At 35.9% G+C, this 19,740-nt stretch carries 21 protein-coding genes, 1 pseudogene and 1 riboswitch; of the genes and pseudogenes, 10 read left to right on the top strand and 12 right to left on the bottom strand.

What is annotated here, in order from left to right; all coding sequences use genetic code 11:
• Positions 1 to 134: 134 nt before the first annotated feature.
• A riboswitch (Lysine riboswitch) is annotated at positions 135 to 316 on the top strand.
• Between the two features lie 153 nt (positions 317 to 469).
• Together QRE67_RS04540 and QRE67_RS04535 are read left to right on the top strand one after the other, a co-directional pair.
• A complete protein-coding gene (locus QRE67_RS04540; protein WP_286123729.1) occupies positions 470 to 1,894 on the top strand; it encodes an amino acid permease in 1,425 nt (474 codons plus the stop codon).
• A gap of 171 nt (positions 1,895 to 2,065) precedes the next feature.
• On the top strand, positions 2,066 to 3,265 hold the full coding sequence (locus tag QRE67_RS04535) for an ABC transporter permease (RefSeq protein WP_286123728.1): 1,200 nt from the start codon (positions 2,066 to 2,068) through the stop codon (positions 3,263 to 3,265).
• 232 nt (positions 3,266 to 3,497) lie between these two features.
• Here the strand turns inward: QRE67_RS04535 and QRE67_RS04530 are convergent, their stop codons facing one another.
• Both QRE67_RS04530 and QRE67_RS04525 read right to left on the bottom strand, forming a co-directional pair.
• Positions 3,498 to 3,962: a DUF8821 family protein gene (locus tag QRE67_RS04530; RefSeq protein ID WP_286123727.1), complete on the bottom strand. Its 465-nt coding sequence runs from the start codon at positions 3,960 to 3,962 to the stop codon at positions 3,498 to 3,500.
• A 22-nt stretch (positions 3,963 to 3,984) separates the two neighbouring features.
• Complete coding sequence (locus QRE67_RS04525) at positions 3,985 to 4,464, bottom strand: GyrI-like domain-containing protein (protein WP_286125184.1); 480 nt, start codon at positions 4,462 to 4,464, stop codon at positions 3,985 to 3,987.
• 110 nt (positions 4,465 to 4,574) lie between these two features.
• Between QRE67_RS04525 and QRE67_RS04520 the strand changes: the two genes are divergently transcribed.
• Positions 4,575 to 5,537: a helix-turn-helix transcriptional regulator gene (locus tag QRE67_RS04520; RefSeq protein ID WP_286123726.1), complete on the top strand. Its 963-nt coding sequence runs from the start codon at positions 4,575 to 4,577 to the stop codon at positions 5,535 to 5,537.
• Here the strand turns inward: QRE67_RS04520 and QRE67_RS04515 are convergent.
• Positions 5,523 to 5,732, bottom strand: a complete 210-nt coding sequence (locus QRE67_RS04515; RefSeq protein ID WP_286123725.1) for a hypothetical protein — start codon at positions 5,730 to 5,732, stop codon at positions 5,523 to 5,525. The two genes, QRE67_RS04520 and QRE67_RS04515, sit on opposite strands and share 15 nt — an antisense overlap.
• Before the next feature lie 673 nt (positions 5,733 to 6,405).
• On the opposite strand from QRE67_RS04515, the gene QRE67_RS04510 reads away from it, so the two are divergent.
• Both QRE67_RS04510 and QRE67_RS04505 read left to right on the top strand, forming a co-directional pair.
• Complete coding sequence (locus tag QRE67_RS04510) at positions 6,406 to 6,609, top strand: hypothetical protein (RefSeq protein WP_286123724.1); 204 nt, start codon at positions 6,406 to 6,408, stop codon at positions 6,607 to 6,609.
• Positions 6,610 to 7,247: 638 nt separating this feature from the next.
• Positions 7,248 to 8,489, top strand: a pseudogene (locus tag QRE67_RS04505) (erythromycin esterase family protein); the annotation flags it as partial.
• A 289-nt stretch (positions 8,490 to 8,778) separates the two neighbouring features.
• Here QRE67_RS04505 and QRE67_RS04500 read toward each other — a convergent pair.
• Positions 8,779 to 9,339, bottom strand: coding sequence for a hypothetical protein (locus tag QRE67_RS04500; protein WP_286123723.1), 561 nt, complete (start codon positions 9,337 to 9,339; stop codon positions 8,779 to 8,781).
• 308 nt (positions 9,340 to 9,647) lie between these two features.
• Positions 9,648 to 10,142, bottom strand: coding sequence for an Lrp/AsnC family transcriptional regulator (locus tag QRE67_RS04495; protein ID WP_286123722.1), 495 nt, complete (start codon positions 10,140 to 10,142; stop codon positions 9,648 to 9,650).
• Positions 10,143 to 10,367: 225 nt separating this feature from the next.
• Between QRE67_RS04495 and QRE67_RS04490 the strand changes: the two genes are divergently transcribed.
• Positions 10,368 to 11,279: a DMT family transporter gene (locus tag QRE67_RS04490; protein WP_286123721.1), complete on the top strand. Its 912-nt coding sequence runs from the start codon at positions 10,368 to 10,370 to the stop codon at positions 11,277 to 11,279.
• A gap of 161 nt (positions 11,280 to 11,440) precedes the next feature.
• Here QRE67_RS04490 and QRE67_RS04485 read toward each other — a convergent pair whose 3' ends face one another.
• Positions 11,441 to 12,568, bottom strand: coding sequence for a cation:proton antiporter (locus QRE67_RS04485; protein ID WP_286123720.1), 1,128 nt, complete (start codon positions 12,566 to 12,568; stop codon positions 11,441 to 11,443).
• A gap of 243 nt (positions 12,569 to 12,811) precedes the next feature.
• Between QRE67_RS04485 and bcaP the strand changes: the two genes are divergently transcribed.
• Entirely contained in the window at positions 12,812 to 14,215 is a 1,404-nt protein-coding gene (gene bcaP, locus QRE67_RS04480) for a branched-chain amino acid transporter BcaP (protein WP_286123719.1), read from the top strand.
• A 205-nt stretch (positions 14,216 to 14,420) separates the two neighbouring features.
• Here bcaP and QRE67_RS04475 read toward each other — a convergent pair whose 3' ends face one another.
• The 4 genes from QRE67_RS04475 to QRE67_RS04460 form a co-directional block, all read right to left on the bottom strand.
• Positions 14,421 to 14,627, bottom strand: coding sequence for a hypothetical protein (locus QRE67_RS04475; protein ID WP_286123718.1), 207 nt, complete (start codon positions 14,625 to 14,627; stop codon positions 14,421 to 14,423).
• A gap of 429 nt (positions 14,628 to 15,056) precedes the next feature.
• Positions 15,057 to 15,662 (bottom strand): DedA family protein, encoded by a 606-nt coding sequence (locus QRE67_RS04470; protein ID WP_286123717.1) that lies wholly within the window; start codon positions 15,660 to 15,662, stop codon positions 15,057 to 15,059.
• 10 nt (positions 15,663 to 15,672) lie between these two features.
• A complete protein-coding gene (locus tag QRE67_RS04465; RefSeq protein WP_286123716.1) occupies positions 15,673 to 15,954 on the bottom strand; it encodes a YkvA family protein in 282 nt (93 codons plus the stop codon).
• Positions 15,955 to 16,299: 345 nt separating this feature from the next.
• Complete coding sequence (locus tag QRE67_RS04460; RefSeq protein ID WP_286123715.1) at positions 16,300 to 16,851, bottom strand: spore coat protein; 552 nt, start codon at positions 16,849 to 16,851, stop codon at positions 16,300 to 16,302.
• Positions 16,852 to 16,996: 145 nt separating this feature from the next.
• On the opposite strand from QRE67_RS04460, the gene ku reads away from it, so the two are divergent.
• The gene (ku, locus tag QRE67_RS04455) at positions 16,997 to 17,821 is read left to right on the top strand and encodes a non-homologous end joining protein Ku (protein WP_286123714.1); all 825 of its coding nucleotides are present in this window, start codon (positions 16,997 to 16,999) and stop codon (positions 17,819 to 17,821) included.
• A gap of 20 nt (positions 17,822 to 17,841) precedes the next feature.
• Here the strand turns inward: ku and QRE67_RS04450 are convergent, their stop codons facing one another.
• Both QRE67_RS04450 and QRE67_RS04445 read right to left on the bottom strand, forming a co-directional pair.
• Positions 17,842 to 18,621, bottom strand: a complete 780-nt coding sequence (locus tag QRE67_RS04450) for a DUF2935 domain-containing protein (RefSeq protein WP_286123713.1) — start codon at positions 18,619 to 18,621, stop codon at positions 17,842 to 17,844.
• Positions 18,622 to 18,699: 78 nt separating this feature from the next.
• A complete protein-coding gene (locus QRE67_RS04445) occupies positions 18,700 to 19,089 on the bottom strand; it encodes a VOC family protein (RefSeq protein ID WP_286123712.1) in 390 nt (129 codons plus the stop codon).
• Positions 19,090 to 19,244: 155 nt separating this feature from the next.
• Between QRE67_RS04445 and QRE67_RS04440 the strand changes: the two genes are divergently transcribed.
• Together QRE67_RS04440 and QRE67_RS04435 are read left to right on the top strand one after the other, a co-directional pair.
• Positions 19,245 to 19,460 (top strand): spore coat associated protein CotJA, encoded by a 216-nt coding sequence (locus QRE67_RS04440; RefSeq protein WP_286123711.1) that lies wholly within the window; start codon positions 19,245 to 19,247, stop codon positions 19,458 to 19,460.
• A gap of 8 nt (positions 19,461 to 19,468) precedes the next feature.
• The gene (locus QRE67_RS04435) at positions 19,469 to 19,732 is read left to right on the top strand and encodes a spore coat protein CotJB (RefSeq protein ID WP_286123710.1); all 264 of its coding nucleotides are present in this window, start codon (positions 19,469 to 19,471) and stop codon (positions 19,730 to 19,732) included.
• The last annotated feature ends 8 nt before the right edge of the window (positions 19,733 to 19,740 follow it).

The following is a 19,740-nucleotide window of genomic DNA, read 5'->3' as shown; positions in this document are numbered from 1 at the left end:
TAAAGCTTTCCTTCCTGCTCTTAATGACAAAGTGTTCACCATAGTCTGATTATTACTATATCCATTGACGAATAAAAATACATTTGTTACCCTTGATTACGTTAACTTTATACATAAAATCCTCATTCGTATCTCGGTGAGGTAGAGGTTGCAGTCATTAAGAGTATCATTTCGGGAAATGTAGTGGCATTGATGAACGAATGAGAAAGGAATGGTTGCCGAAGTAAGAAGTACCCACTGTACATTCTTGCTGGGTCTGCATTGAATAGGTGCAGAACTGTCACAGGCATTTTGCTTGTGGAGAGCTATCGAGAGGTATGTCGTGGGTTTCTTATAAGATAGAAAGCGCGTAACGACAATTCCACGTGCTTTTTTTTGTTTTGTATGGAACTTGCTTTTCTTCCTTTTTCGGAAGACATACATATCTCCTCGCTTGACTTGGTTATACTAACTTTGGAGGTATTCTTTTATGCAACAGAAAAAATGGGGCTTTTGGGTACTGACAGCATTTGTTGTCGGTAACATGGTTGGCGCTGGTATTTTTATGGTGCCAAGTACATTGGCACAAACAGCTAGCCCGCTCGGCGTTACGTTAGCTTGGTTAACAACAGGATTTGGTGTTTTAATGCTAGCGCTTGTTTTCGGTAATTTAGCAATTCGTCGTCCTGATTTAACAACAGGGCCACAAAGTCACGCATACGCTTTATTCAAATCACCAAAAAAGAAAAAAATGGCTGGTTTTAGCATGGTTTGGGGCTATTGGGTTGCAAACTGGGCGAGTAACGTTGCTATTATTACATCTTTTGCGGGTTACTTATCGCTTTTCTTCCCAATTATGAAAGATACGCGTCTTTTATTTTCAATTGGTTCTTTTGATATTGAAGTTGGAAAACTCATTACGTTCTCCATCTGTTCTTTCTTGCTATGGGGCACACATTTGATTTTAACAAACGGTGTAAATGGAGCTGGAAAATTAAACTTTTTAGCAACAACAACGAAAGTTACTGGATTCCTTCTGTTCATCGTTGTGACATTATTTGCATTTCAAGCCTCAAAATTTGGTCAATGGTATACAGCGATGATCGATAAAGAAGGCGTTTCACATGGACTACTTTCACAAGTAAACTTAGCCGCTCTCACAACATTGTGGGCATTTATTGGGATCGAATCAGCTGTATTATTATCGAATCGCGCTGTATCCCCCAAAGTTGTGAAACGAGCAACTGTAACGGGCTTACTCTTAACAGTAGGAATTTATTTAGGAATTACCATTTTAACAATGGGTGTTCTTCACATTGATAAATTACAAACTTCTGAACGTCCATTAGCAGATGCATTAAATGCTGCAATGGGACATGGTGGTGGGAAATTAATGGCACTTCTTGCCCTTACTTCCTTATTCGGTTCCATTCTAGGCTGGATTTTATTAAGCTCAGAAGTACCGTATCAAGCAGCAAAAGAAGGATTCTTCCCTTCATTCTTTGCAAAAACAAACAAAAAGGGAAGTCCGATTCATTCCTTGCGACTAACAAATATTATGTCGCAAGTGTTCTTATTCTCAACACTATCAGGAACGATTGCCGAAGCGTATACATTTGTTATTACCGTATCAACGCTGGCTTACTTAATTCCATATCTCGTTTCACCAATCTTCCAATTAAAACTCGTCGCAACTGGTGAAACATATGAAAATGAAAAAGGTACGCGCATTATGGATGGTATTGTCGCGACCATAGCAATTGTATATGCACTATGGGTCATCAAAACAGGAGCCGCAGACTTAAAAACATTCCTACTTGGGATTGGATTATTTGTAATCGGCTTTGCCTTCTATCCATTAATGAAGCGGGATAATAAAAAAAATTCTCAAAATGAAAACGAGCATGTTGCATAAAGCAATTTGCTCGTTTTTATTTTTGTATAAGAAAGAAACCTTTATTCCGCTATTCTTGGGCAGTAATACCCCCACCTCAAAATTCGGCGAAAGCAAAGAAGATAGATGAGGGATGAAAAAACCCCCACTGATTAAAGTTTCACTTTATAATAAAAGACAGAGGTGAGAAACATGACAATTGAAACATTATGGGGTGCTCGTTTTCAAAAACATCTTCAAAACGTCATCATGTACTTTGCACGCATGATTAGCGGTCTACTATACAGCTTCATCTTCGTCTCATGTATTGGTGCATATTATTACGCAAAATTTCTTAAAACATCTCCTTCTAAAGGAGTCTCATTATTCATCATTATATCTCTGCTGACAATCATTGTAACTAGATGCCCTATTCGTACTTTTATCCAAAAGCCTGATGCTGTCTATCTACTGGCACTTGAAGAGAAATTGACATCTTATTTTAAACAATCTCTTCTATATAATTATGTCATTCAGCTTTTTCTATTGCTATGTGCTGTACTCATCATTACACCACTTGCGATGCAAACTTTACACGTAACCATTCCTTTTGTAGGTACGATATGTTTCATTTTAGCAATTGTAAAAGGATGGAATATATGCATAAGTTGGATGTGGAGAGATCGACATACTTCTCATCTTTGGTTCATCATTCGGACAAGTTGTAACATACTTATTGTATATATGCTCTTTCAATCTGTTTCGTTTGTTTTATTAGGAGTGGGATTATTACTTCTTCTCTTCTTTCTTTTTTATACATTAAAACAAGCCCCTAAACGAATTGGGTGGGAATATGTAATCGAACAAGAAGAAAAAATGGACATGCGCTTTTATCAGTTTGCTAACTTTTTTACAGATGTTCCGCAACTAAAGAAACAAGTAAAACAAAGAACATGGCTTACAAGTTGGCTGGAACCTTTCCTACATAAAAAGCAATCTACTTTCTTATATTTGTACACTTTAGCCTTTCTTCGGACCAATGATTATTTTGGAATATACATTCGATTGACTATCGTCGGCATCGGAGTTGTATATTATGTACCTACTCCACTTGCGAAAGGCTTAGTTACTTTATGTCTCTTATACATGTCGTCTATCCAACTTCGTGCCCTATGGAAGTATTTTTCAGGAAATAATATCGTAGTATTATATCCCATTTCTTATGAAGAAAGAATACGCCAATTTCTTACGCTTGTCTTTTTCGTAACATGCGTGCAATTAATAGTGTTTACCGCTATTATACTTGCTCGCACTCAACAGTTCTTACCTACTCTTTTCACTGCTATAATTGGAATGTTTTTCATGAAATTTATTATTCTGCCCAAAACAAAAAAACGAATTTCTTCTTTATAATTGAAATCATAATTGTAAAAAGCCATAAAAAATTAAGGGTGTTACATATTATACATGACTAATATGTAATACCCTTTTACTTCTTGTTCAACAAACGCGCCCTTTAAAGGAATAACCAAAATATAGGTTTAGTCCTAAAATCGCTTATTTACCTCTAAATTTTGGGAACACTTCTATGATTCGTTTGGTTGAGCGTTTCATCTTATCCCCTTCAGTTGCGCTTTTGCTTACTTTAATATTCTCCTTTAATTACAAAAAACGAACCTCGAATTGTTCCAGCTAGTTTAGACTTCTGCCTAGCAAACTTAAACTTCCCTTCTAGCTCCTTTGGTACCTCCATCCCCTCAGAAAGCTTAAAACCAACGGCCCGCTTCTTAGGATCATCAACCGTATACATGACGTTGACCGCAAGACCATCCTCATAAAAGACGTAGGCAATTTTGATATTTTCCACTTGAAAACGCGACGTTTCTAAAGGTTTGGCCGCAAACTCAATATCACGTTCTTCTTTCAAAATTCGGTTCACATAATCAAGGGTCTCCTGGCTTTCGCTAGCTGGTACAACTGTAAATTCATGCTTGTATTTGTTCATAAAGTAACGGGCTTCATTAGCACGTAAACCAGCAAGCGCTTCTATTACAGGTGAAGACTCTAAACCAACCGTAGACACATTTTTAAAATCAACGATATAGGACATTTCCATCCCTCCTTTTATCTCTTTATTTCCTAACAACAGGAATCCACATTTCACCAAAAACTAAGCCGTTTCGCTGCCCCATCTCAACCGTTGCATTTGGCCCACCAACATAGGCAAAATTCTTTGCTTCTGGCAAGACTTGACCAAAGGCAAGGCCAGCAAGCTTATTATTCAATTCATCAGCCGTCTTCCCTTCCCCTTTAACAACTAGGTATTCCCCCTTAGGAAATTGGATAACTCTGGCTTCTTCTAGTGCCGATGCCTCTGTCATGACGCCAGCATAATGCATCATCTTGTTATTCACCGCTTCGTTCACGGCAAAAACGTAGTCATTTGTGGCTATGGCTTTTAAAGTGTCAAGCCTTCCATCTTGGCTGACGGCCTGCCAAAAGTCTGACTTTTCCTTGTTTAAGCCAGCAAAGTCTGTGTAATCGCTCTTTAGCTCAGTTCCAAAACCTAAAACGATAAAGCTGTCTTTTTCTTTTAGGGTATAATCGGCCATATTCAAAACCTTCCTCTTTTTTAAATTAATCAAATGACTTGTCTTCTTCACTTGATGGGTATATGATAGCCTTAAATCATGTCAAAAAATGATACTGTTTAGGAGTCCAGATGAAAAAAGTTGAACGGATTAATATCATCATGCGGTATATCAACAACCGTGCTCACTTTACAATTTCTGAAATCATGCGAGAATTTAACATCTCTCGTTCGACAGCTATTAGAGATATCAGAGAAATTGAGGCCATGGGGATGCCACTTGTCGCTGAAGTTGGAAGGGATGGGGGTTATTTTGTCATGCACAACTCTGTCCTGCCTGATGTTCGCTTTACCGATAATGAGGTCAAAGCTCTTTTTATTGCCTTTATGGCCACAAGAAATCAACAACTCCCCTATCTAAAGAGTCGTCAGTCTTTAGCTGAAAAATTACTAGGCCTCATCTCAGAAAACCAGCAAGATGACCTTGTTCTTTTAAATCAGATCTTGCTTTTTGAAGGGACCAACCCCAATAATCCCGACCTACTTGAACTTTCAGACCTCCCCCATCCCATGTTAGAAAAACTCATCCAAATCCTTCTTTTGGATAGCTATTTATTGATTACTATCAAAGAAGAGAAGGTAATAAAGTCTTATCCAATTTATCTCTTGCACCTTTATCATGAAAAAGGCCTTTGGCTGATTGAAGGCTTTGACTTAAAGGAAGAAAAGAAGCAGATTTTTCCTGTCGACCATCTCACCAATGTCAAACCCTACCCGATGAAAAAAAGATTAAGTAAGAAAAAGATTTTAGAAACACTAAGTAAGCAGGAAGAAGTAATCAACCTTGTCCTTGAACTTGGTCCAAAAGCGATTGCCCAGTTCAAAAAATACCATCCTTTAAAAGTTTCAATTTCCTATACGAATCCTTACCAAACCACAGCCATTCTAAAGGCTTTTATCAATGTTAATAAGCCCGAAGAATTGACCGAAATAACAAATTGGCTACTTTTCCTAGGTGGGGATATCAAGGTCAGGGAAGTGCCAGAAGAAGTCTTAGAAAGTTTACAAGAGAGATTATGCTTATACAGCCCATAAGCAGTGGCCAGTTAAAACCCAAATAATTTTGAGCTTGGCCAGTTGCCAGTTACCCCTTATTTCCGCACACCCAGAGAAAACTTTTTTTACTTGCTGCCGCTGCTTCTTGAAGGCCTTTATATGCTCTTCTATACGATCAAACCTTTCCCGATCTGCTTTTGCCCGCTCTTGATCAGCTTCCTCTATTCGCTTCAATCACTCCTGCATTTCTTTCATCCGTTCCCGATCTGTCCGCAATTCTTCTATTAACTGCATATTTTGGGTAGTACCAGCGAAGCTGTCACTCCCCCTATACAACATATATTGTGCAATACAAGAACTTGTTATAACAGTAAAATGAGCATACCAATAGCACAGTAATAGATTTCTGAAGGCAAGTCTATAAAAAAGTATCTATTAATGTAGGGAAAAACTCTTAATAATTGAAATATTTTAATTATAAGAATTAAGAATTTGGGAGGTGATATATGAAAACAAGATAAAAACTGCACCTCCAATTGTCAGTTATGTCTAACAATTGGGGTGCAGTTCATAGTGACTAAGCACCCTTCTATATCATTCGGACGTTACTCCAGAATCTGGCCCGATTGTTGAATAACTAAATGGGCTTTTTTAAATAACTTTATTGTAAATCAACAAATATGTTATAAATTACTGACTCCTCCTTGAATAAAAACACCCGATAGCAAAACAAATAGACCGCGAATTGCGGTTTTTTTTATTCCACTTAGAAAAGTATCTCCAGATTTCCAATCACTTCTTTTAGGCATTTTTCATATAGTGAAAATGACTATACTTCCGGATTTTTATGAAAAACGAATATATTTTATATCCTTATAAATATAAACAAAATGATGGGAGCCCTATTATGAACCATACGCCCAATTCAACGCCCGAAAATAATTCTGAGGAAAACCAAAGAAATATTAGCCTGCAAACATTAAGAGTCATTGGACTCATTGTCTTAATTAGTGGTTATATCCTCGTCGCCCTCTCCGAAATCGGTGAACTGAAAGATCTTTTAATGGAACCAAATGCACCCAATGTCCTAGCGCAAGAAGATGTTTTCTAGAAAAGAAAGCTATGCAAAAAGCGAATCATTCTAAGAGTAATTCGCTTTTTGCATATATTCTTATCTAATATTGGTTATGTTTTCTTCACCATAGTCAGCCATTCTAATTGATTTCATAATTGTTTCTTTTCCTCAGTTGGATTGGCAGAATTTTAGAAGTATGTTTTTTGAAAATGACTAACTTGAGCATTAAGCTTGCGAAATGAATAACAAAATAACCTGCTCCCTGTATTTTTGAGTGGCAGATTATTTTGTTTTTTGTATTGACATGAGTAAATTAATGGTTTCTTAAGAATCTATTAAGAAATAAGTGAGTTTTAGGAACTAGAATAAATTTATCTTATATAAATCCATTTTGATTTTTCGACATATAGCCGCGGCTATGGATAACAAAAGGTGACCTGCACTCGTTTTCTCTCTTTGTTTTCACTATGTCTGGGCAGGAAAAGGATCTGACCGCCTCTATGCATGGCCGGATGCTCTCTCCCACCTAAAAAGAAGGGTTTTATGTCGGTTTTTTAATTTGTATTTATATAACAGTGAGAGGAGAATTAATGATTCAATCGGAAGCTCTTTGAACATATCAAAAAACTAATAAATAAGTATTTTAGGAGGCTTTTATGAAAAAAAAAATGATTATCGGAGTTACAGCTCCCTACAATACAAATCCAATAGCCGAATGGTTAGAAGAACATGCAAAGCCTTTAAAAACAACTAATCCAACTGCATCTCTTAATGATTTAAAACCACTTAAGGATATGGTAGGATCAGCTTCAATCGTAGGTTTAGGTGAAGCTACGCATGGGGCTCATGAAGTTTTTACAATGAAACATCGCATTGTTAATTATTTAGTATCTGAAAAGGGCTTTACCAACTTAGTTTTAGAAGAGGGATGGGACAGAGCTTTGAAGCTTGATCGTTATGTTCTTACTGGTAAAGGGAACCCAAGCCAACATCTATCGCCTGAATTTAACACGAAAGAAATAGTAAATCTATTTAAATGGATACGCCAATACAATGCTGATCCAAAACATAAATCCAAAGTGCGTGTCATTGGAATGGATATACAATCAGTAAACGAAAATGTTTATAATAATATAACAGAATATGTAAAAAGAAATAATCCAGATCTTGTGCCTAGTTTAGAAGAGAAGATAAAAGGCCTTATTCCTGTAACAAAGGATATTAATATCTTTGGCAGCCTTACGAAAGAAAATAAAGAAAAATATATTTCAGATGCTAAACAAATCAGTGCTTTATTAGAACAAAATAAAAGTAATCTAAATGGAAAATCCAAAGAGTTCGCATGGATAAAACAAAATGCCCGTATTATCGAGCAGTTTACTACAGTGGCAGCATCATTTCCTGATAAACCGTCAGACTTTTTTTTGAAACATGATATTGCAATGTATGAAAATGCGAAGTGGACAGAAGAACATTTAGGAAAAACAATTGTATGGGGACATAATGGACACGTTTCGAAAACAAATATGATACCTTTTATATACCCTAAAGTAGCTGGGCAACATTTAGCAGAACATTATGGAAAACGGTATGTATCTATTGGAACATCTGTTTATGAAGGACGATATAATGTTTATAATAGTAACCATGAATTTGGCCCATATGGAACGTTAAAATCAGATAATTCAAACAGTTATAACTACGCCCTTGGACAAGTCAAAAACAACCAATTTTTTATTGATTTACGTAAGGCAAACGGAGTGACAAAAACTTGGTTAAACAAACAACATCCAATTTTTTCTGGAATAACTACCGAAGGCCCTGACATACCAAAAACTGTTGATATATCATTAGGTAAATCGTTTGACATACTTGTTCAAATTCAAAAAGTGAGTCCATCTCAACTAAATCAATAAATCTGTAATAATGTGGCTCAACGCGGTATGGTATCGATGGTAGTGTAAGTGACAATAAAGTTGTTTAAAAACGTCAGTCATGTTAAACCATTAAAGGGCCATTTAATGGTTTAAGGGTCACAGAGGTGATTAAACATTTTTATAAAAGAATGATTCAAAGGAAAGGATAGATCAACAGGGAAGAATACCTGATTGCATCTATCCTTTTTTGTACTACATATGACCTCATTTACCACAACAACATCTTTTGCTGTAATTCAACTAACGCATGCGTTAGTTGAATTAGAAATTAAATTTTCATCATTAATAAATCAAGATCATTTTGTAAATCGGTTTTTTCTAATCCGTCTCCATACACTTCTACCAATTGCGTAGTATATCTTTTTGAATTAACAATGTAGTGTTTTAATTTTAAAAAAGTACTTAAAGGAAAATCATGCTCATACCATGTTTTACGATATCCTACGATTCCATATTTTTTTATTAATAAATCTATTTCCTTAATTACGTTTCGTAAAAATTCAGTATAAGAACATTTTGTTTCTATTTCTACTTCTGGACTCAGTTTCAAATTAAGGTCTTTATAACTTATAACCTTTATAAAAAGCGTATTATCTTCTATCAATTGTAAAAATATATTTGTACCTGCTGGTTCAGAGTTCCATTCTAAACTAACATTTTCTCTACACTCATCATCTGGAACACAATATTTATTTAACAGCATAAGTCCATTCAAAAAATCCCCTAATCCATCTGTTAGATAACTAATTTCAAAATAGTGTTCCTGATTATTGATTTCAATAATTCCTTCAGCCCAACCTAAACCAGTTAATTGATATTCAAACTTCATTCTCTACACCCTCAAATCGTGAGCTTCAACTAACGCATGCGTTAGTTGAATAAATTTAACTTACAAAGAAGCATGCATGTTTGGAAACTCTTTTTATTGTTTCTTCGAATCTTAAATTGTAATTTCATAAAGAGTATTCCACTCTAGGCCAGAAATCTCATGTTCTTTAATAAACTGATTTAAAGAATAATTAGTTACTATATTTCCTTTTTCTGAAACTTGTATATCTGTTAGGAAAAATACTTTACCCTCGGGTGAACCTAACAAAGCACGATTATTAGTGTTGACAATCCAAACAAGCACCACTATCATTCGGTGCTTGTTTTCTCATTTCGTATCGGCAACACAGTTGAATACTTAATCTCCCTTAGCGCTAAGCTCGTTTGAATCCGCGTAATCCCAAGCTTATTTAGCTTTCTAATAAAATACTCTAGTTCCTTCCGATCTCGGTTTGCTACTTTTAAAAGATAATCGTATTCCCCTGTTAAGCAATGACATTCCAGTACTTCAGGCATAGATTTCAATTCTCTTTCTAATACTTCTAGTTTTTCAGCTTGATGAATGTTTGTGCTCATAAAAATAAAACATAATAAATCAAAGCCGAGTTTCTCCTGATTTAATATCGCAACTTGCTTATCAATAAACCCTTCACTTTCCAAGCGTTTTACCCGTGCATGCATCGCAGGCGGTGACAAATTGACGCGGCGCGCAAGCTCTGCGTTGCTTACCTGTGTTTCTTTTTGCAACACATCTAAAATTTGAAGGTCTAAATCATCTAACACTTTAATAATGGACGATTCCATGTAAGTAACCCCCTGTTCTCTCTTTTCTGACCGACGATTCTTCGAAAAAATATATCCTACTCATCGAAAAATCGAATAAAATTCGCTAAACAAGACACTTTATCTATTATTATTTTGAATTTTATCAATTATACAAAACAACATATAAGATAAACAAGAAAAATGTTAAAATTATTTACAATTCAGTTATTCATCTTTCTTACTTTTGAAAAGGGGTTTCATGATATGCCATACTTTTATGTTTTTTTATTACTGTTAACAAGCTTACTCTGGGGTGGAAACTTTGTTGTTGGAAAATCACTTGTCGATCATGCTTCTCCGATGACTCTTACTAGCTTACGATGGATGATTGCGATCATTTGCCTATTACCGCTTGTCTGGTTCAAAGAAAAGAAAATTTTGCCGCCGCGTGGTGCAATCCTTCCCTTACTATTCATGGGATTAACTGGCGTTGTTCTCTTCAACATTTTTCAATTTCTAGCACTAGAACAAACATCTGCAACAAACGTTGGACTCATTTCTACATTAAATGCAATTTCAATTGCTCTATTTTCGTCTTTATTCTTAAAAGAAAAAATAAACACGCTTCAAATGCTTTCTATGATTCTTTCTCTATTTGGCGTTGTTCTCGTACTTTCAAAAGGAAATATAGCACTGTTATTTTCATTACATTTCAATAGCGGGGATTTATGGATGATAGCCGCTGTCTGTATATGGGGTATCTATTCTGTTTGCAGCAAATGGGCAACAAAGAAAACAACACCGATGATGGCGACATTATATTCTGGAATTTTCGGTGTCATCATACTGCTTCCATTTAACATTTCTCATTTTACTGTTTCTCATATCGACGCTTCATTTATCACCTCATTACTATACACAGGTGTAATCTCAACTGTTGTCTGTATGGTATTTTGGAATATTGGTGTTCAAAAATTAGGAGCAACTACGTCCGGTATTTTTCTAAACTTCAATCCAATCTTTACCGCTATTTTAGCGTTTCTTTTCCTAGGAGAACAAATTACGTGGGTTCAAATCGTCGGCACTTTCGTTGTGGTTACTGGCTGTTATTTATTTTCCCATTTTAAAACAGTCGTACCTCAGCCAAGCACAACTTTTGCACGTAGTCATTTATAAGTTGTATAGCATGATCTGTATATCAAAAAAATGCCGATATCTTAAAGATTATTCTGGTTCTAAAAAAATGCTGTGCTCTTGATTCAACAGAACGAATCACATCGCGTGCGGGATCGAGCCATAACGAAGGAGCTTATCAAAATGCAATAAGCTCCTTTCTTTTATACAAAATATTTCTTCAATAGCGGCGGTGTAATAATTGTCGTTAAAATAACAACGATGACAATAGATGTAAAATTTTCCTTCGCTAGCATATTCGCTGCAAGTCCATTGGAAGCTATGATTAAGGCCACCTCTCCCCTCGATACCATACCAGCGCCAATACTAATAGAAGACTGTATACTGAAACCGGTTAATCGTGCTCCTAAACCAGATCCAATTAATTTTGTCAGTATCGCAATAATAGTCATAATGACAATAAACCATATTTGATCCCCGATTCCTTGAAACGTAATTTCCATACCGATGCTAACAAAAAAGACTGGCACGAAAATTGCGTAAGCAATAGGCTCTATTTTATGTTCTACCTCATGCTTATATGTCGTTTGTGAAATAGCGATTCCTGCTGCAAACGCCCCAATAATCCCAGCAATCCCCATAGCCTCGCTATAATACGCAAATGAGAAACAAATGATTAGTGCGGCACTAATTAATGCTTCTGATACGCGAAGTGGTGACAACATTCTCATAATAAACGGAACACCCTTCCAGCCAATCAGAACAATGCTGACAAAAAAGATGATTTTCTTTGCAATCACAAGTGTGAGATTTACATCTTGTGTACCTAAAAAACTCATCACAAATGCTAACAAAATGACAACAATGATGTCATCAAAAACAGCAGCTCCTAAAATTGTTGTACTTTCCCTCGTGTTCATTTTTCCTAAGTCTCGCAATGTTTGAACAGAGATACTCACAGAAGTAGCACAAAGGAGTAGCCCTAGAAAAATCGCATGCGATTGTAGCATTCCAAAGGCTAAACCTGCAAGATACCCGCCGGAAAATGGAAAAATGATACCGCCTACCGCTACCGCAAACGAAGATTTCAGATTACGATTTAATTCCTCTAAATCGGTCTCCAGCCCCGCAATAAACATTAGTAACAATACACCAATTTCACTTAGTTCATCAATAAGCTCTGAACTATTAATAATTCCAAAGACAGCGGGACCGATAATAATTCCGATAATTAATTTACCTAATACAGATGGCTGACCAAGTTTAACGCTAATATCACCAGCCAACTTCGTACAAAGTAAGATAACGACAAGTTCAAAATAAAACAGCATAATATCTTCTCCTACTTTTAAAAGTGCTTTTATTCCTGAAGATAGTTTTTCCTTAAAAGTATGATTTTATTTGTTATAATTTTATTTGACAAAATATTCTGAATTATATTAAAATTATTACAGCAATCCTATATTTTTAAAACAATACACAACTGTACCTCTATTCACTTACATACTATTTTGTAATGGACTCATATTATAATTCGCAGGTGTGGCGATTGATCAGGAGAGAGGAGAGTCCATGTGAAATCATTATTACGAAAAAAACCGTTGACGACTGAATCATCACGGCAGCTGCAAAGAACATTAACTGCATTAGATTTAACCTTTTTAGGCATTGGAGCTGTAATTGGGACAGGCATTTTCGTTTTAACAGGGATCGTAGCTGCTAAGCATTCTGGTCCGGGTATTATGTTATCCTTTCTGATTGCTGCGTTTACTTGTGCTTGTGTTGCCTTCTGTTATGCAGAATTCGCTTCCTCCATCCCTATTTCCGGAAGCGTTTACACGTATGCGTATATGACAGTTGGAGAAATTGTTGCGTTCATTGTTGGCTGGTGTTTAATGCTTGAATACTTGCTAGCCGTTGCAGCGGTAGCTGTTGGCTGGTCAGGGTATTTGCAATCATTGCTGCATGGTTTTAACATTCATCTACCCGCCATCATTGCCTCGGCCCCCGGTATGGGAAAGGGGGGAATAATTGATTTACCAGCTGTATGTATTTTACTTTTTATTACACTACTTCTTAGCCGCGGAATCCGCGAAAGCGCTCGCATTAATAACGTAATGGTATTAATTAAATTAGCGGTAATTATTGCCTTTATCGTAGCAGGTGCCAAATATGTAAAACCAGAAAACTGGACACCGTTTTTACCATTTGGATATGATGGAATCATTACAGGTGCAGCGACAGTCTTCTTTGCTTTCTTAGGCTTTGATGCCATTGCAACAGCCGCTGAAGAAACGAAAAAGCCACAGCGTGATTTACCGATTGGTATTATCGGTTCCCTTCTCATCTGTACTGTCTTGTATATGATTGTATCCTTTGTGTTAACAGGGATGGTTCCTTATACGCAGTTAGATGTTTCGGACCCAGTTGCTTTTGCTCTTCAGTTTGTTGGTGAAGATACAATTGCTGGTTTATTAGCCGTCGGAGCAATGACCGGAATGACGACCGTTATTTTAGTCGTTATGTATGGACAAGTTCGCGTTTCCTACGCGATGAGCCGGGATGGTCTCCTTCCAAAAGCATTGGCACGCGTCAATCAAAGAGTAAAAATACCGTTATTAAACACATGGATTACTGGGATTGCAGCCGCATTATTAGCAGGCTTACTAGATCTACATTTGCTTGCGAATTTAGTAAATATCGGTACACTAACCGCCTTTTCATTCGTTTGCTTCGCTGTACTTATTTTACGAAAAACACATCCAAATTTACAGCGAGGTTTCCGCGCTCCATTCGTACCCGTATTACCAATCGTTGCAATCTGTTGTTGTATATATTTAATGATTAACCTTTCTGCAACAACATGGAAAAGCTTTGCTGTCTGGCTTGCAATTGGACTATGCGTCTATTTCTTCTATTCTAGACGCAATAGCCATTTACTTACCGAAAAAAATACCGATGAGAAAAAAGAAGCCTAAAGAAAAAGCTCGCCACATTGGCGAGCTTCCTTACGTTCGTGTTTCTTTTCCTGTTACCGTTTGTAGAATGAAAAGTATGCCGATGCAAGCTGTAAACCAGGCCCAATCTCCGAGTGATGAAGCATAGTTCACAATTTGTTGTGATTACAATTATTATCACAACAAGTTGATATGCCAGTTTCCACTTCTGCATATTCATCCTTCTTTATCGTTTTGCTTCTTCCTTTTTCTTCTTCCAAGCATTCATACTCTCAAAGAAAAAGTTAATAAACAACGTTCCTAGTCCAGCTAATAAAAATGTCATAAGAAAAAGAACCCATATGCTTTTTTCTTTCAAAAAGTAATATCCAACGAGAAGCACTACGGCGATCCATATATATTCAAGGATTCTTTTTATCTTTTTCTGTTCCACGTAATTCGCTCCTTTAGTTTTTCATCTATGTTTATTCTAACATAAAGTGAATTCCCCTTCATGGCGAAGAATGGTATAGAATGAAACTTTGATCAGTGAAGTTTTCTTTATCCCACACTTAACTTCTTTGCTTCCTGCCGAATTTCGCGGTGGGGGTATTACTGCCCACAAATAGCGGGATAAACTTTATAGCTAATGTGTAAACCATATTTTCCATGTATAATTCATCTATATAAATCCATTTTAATTTTTCGACATATAAGCCGCAGCTATGGATAACAAAAGATGACCTGCACTCGTTTTCTCTCTTTGTTTTCACTATGTCTGGGCAGGAAAAGGATCTGACCCGCTTCTATGCATGGCCGGATGCTCTCTCCCGCCTAAAAAGAAGGGTTTTATGTCGGTTTTTTAATTTGTATTTATATATTTTCACATAGACTCTGCTTTATTTCTCTTTTTCACAAATTTATAGATTAAAATTCCCACTACAACAATACAAACTACTCCTAGCATTGGTAACATATATTGTTCTACCATCGCACCTGCTTTGTTCCAATGAGGTCCAAGCTTCATACCTACATATACATATATAGTCGTTAAAGGTAGCATCGCTAAAAATGTGTAAATACTAAACTGCCAAATATTCATTTTTGCCATTCCGCATGGAACGGATATAAGTGTACGAACTCCTGGGACAAATCTCCCAGCAAATGCTACAATCGGGCCATATTTCCCAAAAAAATCGTCTGCCTTTTGAATTTGTTCTTCTTTTATAAAAAAGTATTTCCCATATTTGATTAATAAAGGACGACCACCATAATAACCAAGAGCATATAGTGTTAATGGTCCTGTCGTTCCTCCGATTGTCCCTGCTAATACTGCTAGCCAAAAATTCATATCACCTTCATACACCCAGTACCCAACAAGTGGCAATACAATTTCTGCCGGAATAAATTCAAATGTTAATGCTAGAACGACACCAAAATAAGAAAACTGCTTTAAATATTCAATCACATCTAAAATAAACTGTTCCATTTGTTAACTCCTATCCTTTGTTCAATTTATATTTTTCTTGTAGGTGAGGCGGTGCGATTTTCACAATTTGCTGTAAGATAAACGTAATGACCGCAATATCATCTAGCACACCAAATAAGAAAAGAAAATCTGGAATTATATCAAATGGAAATACTACATATCCAATTAGAAGACCAATTGATATGATTTTCTTCTGAACAGCGACTTCTTTTGATGTAAAAAAGTCATATAAAAATGGGCCAAATCGACGAAACTGAAGCATGAATCGAAATCGGTTGATAAACTTTTTCATTGAGAACCTCTCCTTTTTCTATATACAGAAAGGACCTTTACCAAACATGGTAAAGGTCCTAAAAAGACAATAAGGGGCCCTTACCATTGCTGGTAAAGGTCTCACTAACAACAAAATTGTTGCCAATAAAGCCGAGGGTTTCTCCCTGTAATGACGACTTTATTGTAATAAGTTACTCCCCTTTATATACGCAATTTTATAAAATAACCTTAAAATATTTGATAGAACTTGTCAATCCTTTTCTATTTATCCCGCTATTTGTGGGCAGTAATACCTCCACCTCAAAGTTCAATAGGAATCGAAGAAGTTAGGAGGAAGATAAACTTACCCGTAAAACCCTTCGCTTTATTGTAACGGCTGATAGATACTTGCTATCGCTTGTATTTCAGATTGCGGTGCTGGTGATAGCGGATAATATCCTTTCTTCACCATATACTGCCAAATATCATAAGCATGTCGACTACTATTTAAAAATGAGATTTCCAAAACTGTTCTTAAATCTGGGTTTGCAAATTCTAATAAAGAGCCCGCATAATTTAATGCCGAAGATTTTTGATGTAATAAATAACCTGTAGCAATTGATCGATCATTGGCCGGCTGTGCAGCCATACTTGGTGTAATTGATGGGTATTCTCGGACAGATGCTTGTGTAAAAGAAGCTAATATTGGATTTAATTTTGAGGGCTGAAACTGTGAAATATTTGGAGTCGACTCACTTTGTACAAATCCCACTTTTAAATTATAGGCCTGTACATGAAGCGGAAAGTGCTGCTGTAACATCTGCTTTAATTCAAGTTCCTGCGCTTGTTGAATGTAGGTAGCCATTGTATTAATCGTGTTGTAACAGCCCATAATCAATTCACTTAAGTCTCGTAATTCATGTGTAGCTAATTGCATTTATTATTCCTCCTTTTCCACATTCACTTTCTAGCATCCCCTAAGAAGAGAGAAATACTATACGAAAAGTGGAAGAATGAATAGAGGTTTTCTTACATCCATATAATACATATATCCATCTTCTTTCTATAAGGAGGAAACTCATATGCATACAATATGGAAAGGCTCTCTCTCACTTGGTTTATTAAAAATTGGCATCAAATTATATAGTGCTGTAGAAGAAAAAGATATTAAGTTTCTACACCTTCATAAGGAATGCCTTACTCCGATTAAATATAAAAAGATTGCTCCTGACTGTTCGGATGATGACATTAATGAAGAAGATATTGTAAAAGCTTATGAATACGAGCCACATAAATATATTATCTTGGAAGATAAAGAATTAGCTGATCTACAAAAAGCACTTGAACCAAGAGCAATTCGTATTCTTTCTTTTGTTCAAAACGATGAAATTGACTCTATTTTTTTCGACCGTTCTTACTTTATCGGTCCTACATCAGGTTCAGAAAAGGCATATTTATTGCTAAAAGAAGCACTTGAACGAACAAACAAACTTGGACTTGTTCATATTTCCGTTCGCAAAAAAACACATTTAGCTATTATTCGTAGTTTTCAAGAAGGACTCATTCTACAAACTATTCACTATCCAGATGAAATACGAAACATAAGAGACATTCCAAATCTCCCTAAGAACGAAGAGACACCACTCCAAAAACAAGAAGTAGTTACAGCAATGAACTTAATTCATCACCTTACAACTCCCTTTGTTCCTGAAGAATATACAGATGAATATCGAGAAGCCCTTCTTGATTTTATTGAAGAAAAAATTGAAAAACAACAAGAGACTGAAATCATGTCCCATCCAAAAGATATTATAAATATTATGGAAACATTAAATGCTAGCATTGAACAAGTAAAACAACAAACAATCAAGAAAAAAGAAAAAACAAATACACAAAAAGCCACATAATTGCGGCTTTTTGTGTATTCTTAAAGCGGATTACACTTTGGTATTTCCAATCCAGAAGCCTGCGCTAATTTCAATAAATAATAACATTCTTCTCTTGCCATATGATCTGCCATTCTTCCAGATAATGTACCTAATATTTGCTCAGATAACTCTAACTCCTCCAATTCATGAAGAAACCGCGAAAATAATGTCAGTTCTAATGAAACATCTTTTGTAAATTTTTTTAAAGCCGGAAAAGAGTGTAGTTCTGTCCGCAAATAACCGGTCATTTCCACAGCTTTTAAGTAAAATTGCTCAAAATGCTTTTCATACTCTTCACTCTTCTCTTTCAAACGTTTTTCAACAAGGTCTAACTTGCTTGTTATTGCACCAGCATGCCCCGCTGCATCCGTTAACCAAACGAGGTGATAATGTAATTCATGGAAAACAGGTGGTACTTCTGCTTTTATTAAATATTCTAGTACGATTATGTACTCTTCCAATTCATTCACCATATGATTGAGAAATATCGATGTAAAATTTATAACAACTTTTCTTTCTAACTGCTTTCTTAATATACTCAGCTTAAATTCTCTAAACTTCTCTGCTACTTCTTTTGCCTCTTTCGCAAAGTTAACCAAATCAACAGTGTGAATATTACGTAAAAACCTATCAAAGGTTTGCACAAATCCCATCGCTGTTTGAATATCTTCCGTTTCTTTTGGAGCTAGTGCATCTGCCATAAACTGTGCATGATCACCTAAAACCTTCAACCAAAATTTATGTTCAAACAACGCACTTTCTTCATACGTTCGGTCCATTCTATTACGCCCCCTTGCAACATACATTCCTTATTATTTATATTTGTGAAACATGCTTGTATGTACAGAGCGGGAATTTTAACTACTTTCTTTCCTTCTAACTGATGAATCAATTTGAAGCCTATATTGATCTGGATCATACACAATGATAGATTTTTTCTCCTCATGGTCATCTGCTATTTCTTTATATGCCACACGATAGAATTCTAACTTTTTCTGGACCTTTTCCAGATCACAAAACGGTAAATTTAATTCTATTTGCGTCGATAATGTTTCATCAGATACATCTCTTCTTTTCTTATTTACTATAAAACAAATCCTTATTGAGCCGATATCGTACCATACTCCAGGTACATCTAATTGTGGACGCTTCATACTAGGCTCAAGCCCTAATACACCTTCATAAAAATATAGTGTTTCCTTCAAATTTCGTACCTCTAATACAATAGAGTTTTTAATGTTATCCACATATTCTCCCCCTTGTCCCTATTAGTTTTTCTATATGAGTCATAAATGGCAATTATGTCTGAATACAATACATAGTGATATCGTTTTATCCGCTATTCGCGGGCAGTAATCCCCCTCACTGATCAAAATTTCACTTTACAAAGGAGGTTTATATCATGGATAAATTTATGAAATCATACACACCGTACCATAGTCCAAAAGATCCTTGCCCTCCCATTGGAAAGAAATATTACTCAACTCCTCCTCATTTATATATGGGATTTCAACCACCAAATTTGCCACAATTCCCACCAAAAGAAGCATTAAAGAAAGGCACTTTATGGCCTGCTTTTTATGATTATTACGAAAATCCATATAAGAAAGGGCGGTGAGAACAATCGTGGCTCAAACATTGCCAGATGAATTTTATACATGGATGGAAGAACTGCAAGAACTTGATTTTGTATTAATCGAGCTTACTCTTTATTTAGACACACATCCAGATGATGTTACTGCTATTAAACAATTTAATGATTTTTCCTATAAACGTAGATTATTAAAACAACAAATCGAGGAGAAATATGGTCCACTTCAGCAGTATGGAAATAGCTACTCTAACGCTCCATGGGACTGGAGCAAAGGTCCTTGGCCATGGCAAATATAAAGGAGATA

Source organism: Bacillus sp. DX3.1 (genome assembly GCF_030292155.1).
Taxonomy (GTDB): domain Bacteria; phylum Bacillota; class Bacilli; order Bacillales; family Bacillaceae_G; genus Bacillus_A.
The sequence above is the reverse complement of the archived record's forward strand: the minus strand, read 5'-3'. Positions and strand labels throughout refer to the sequence as shown.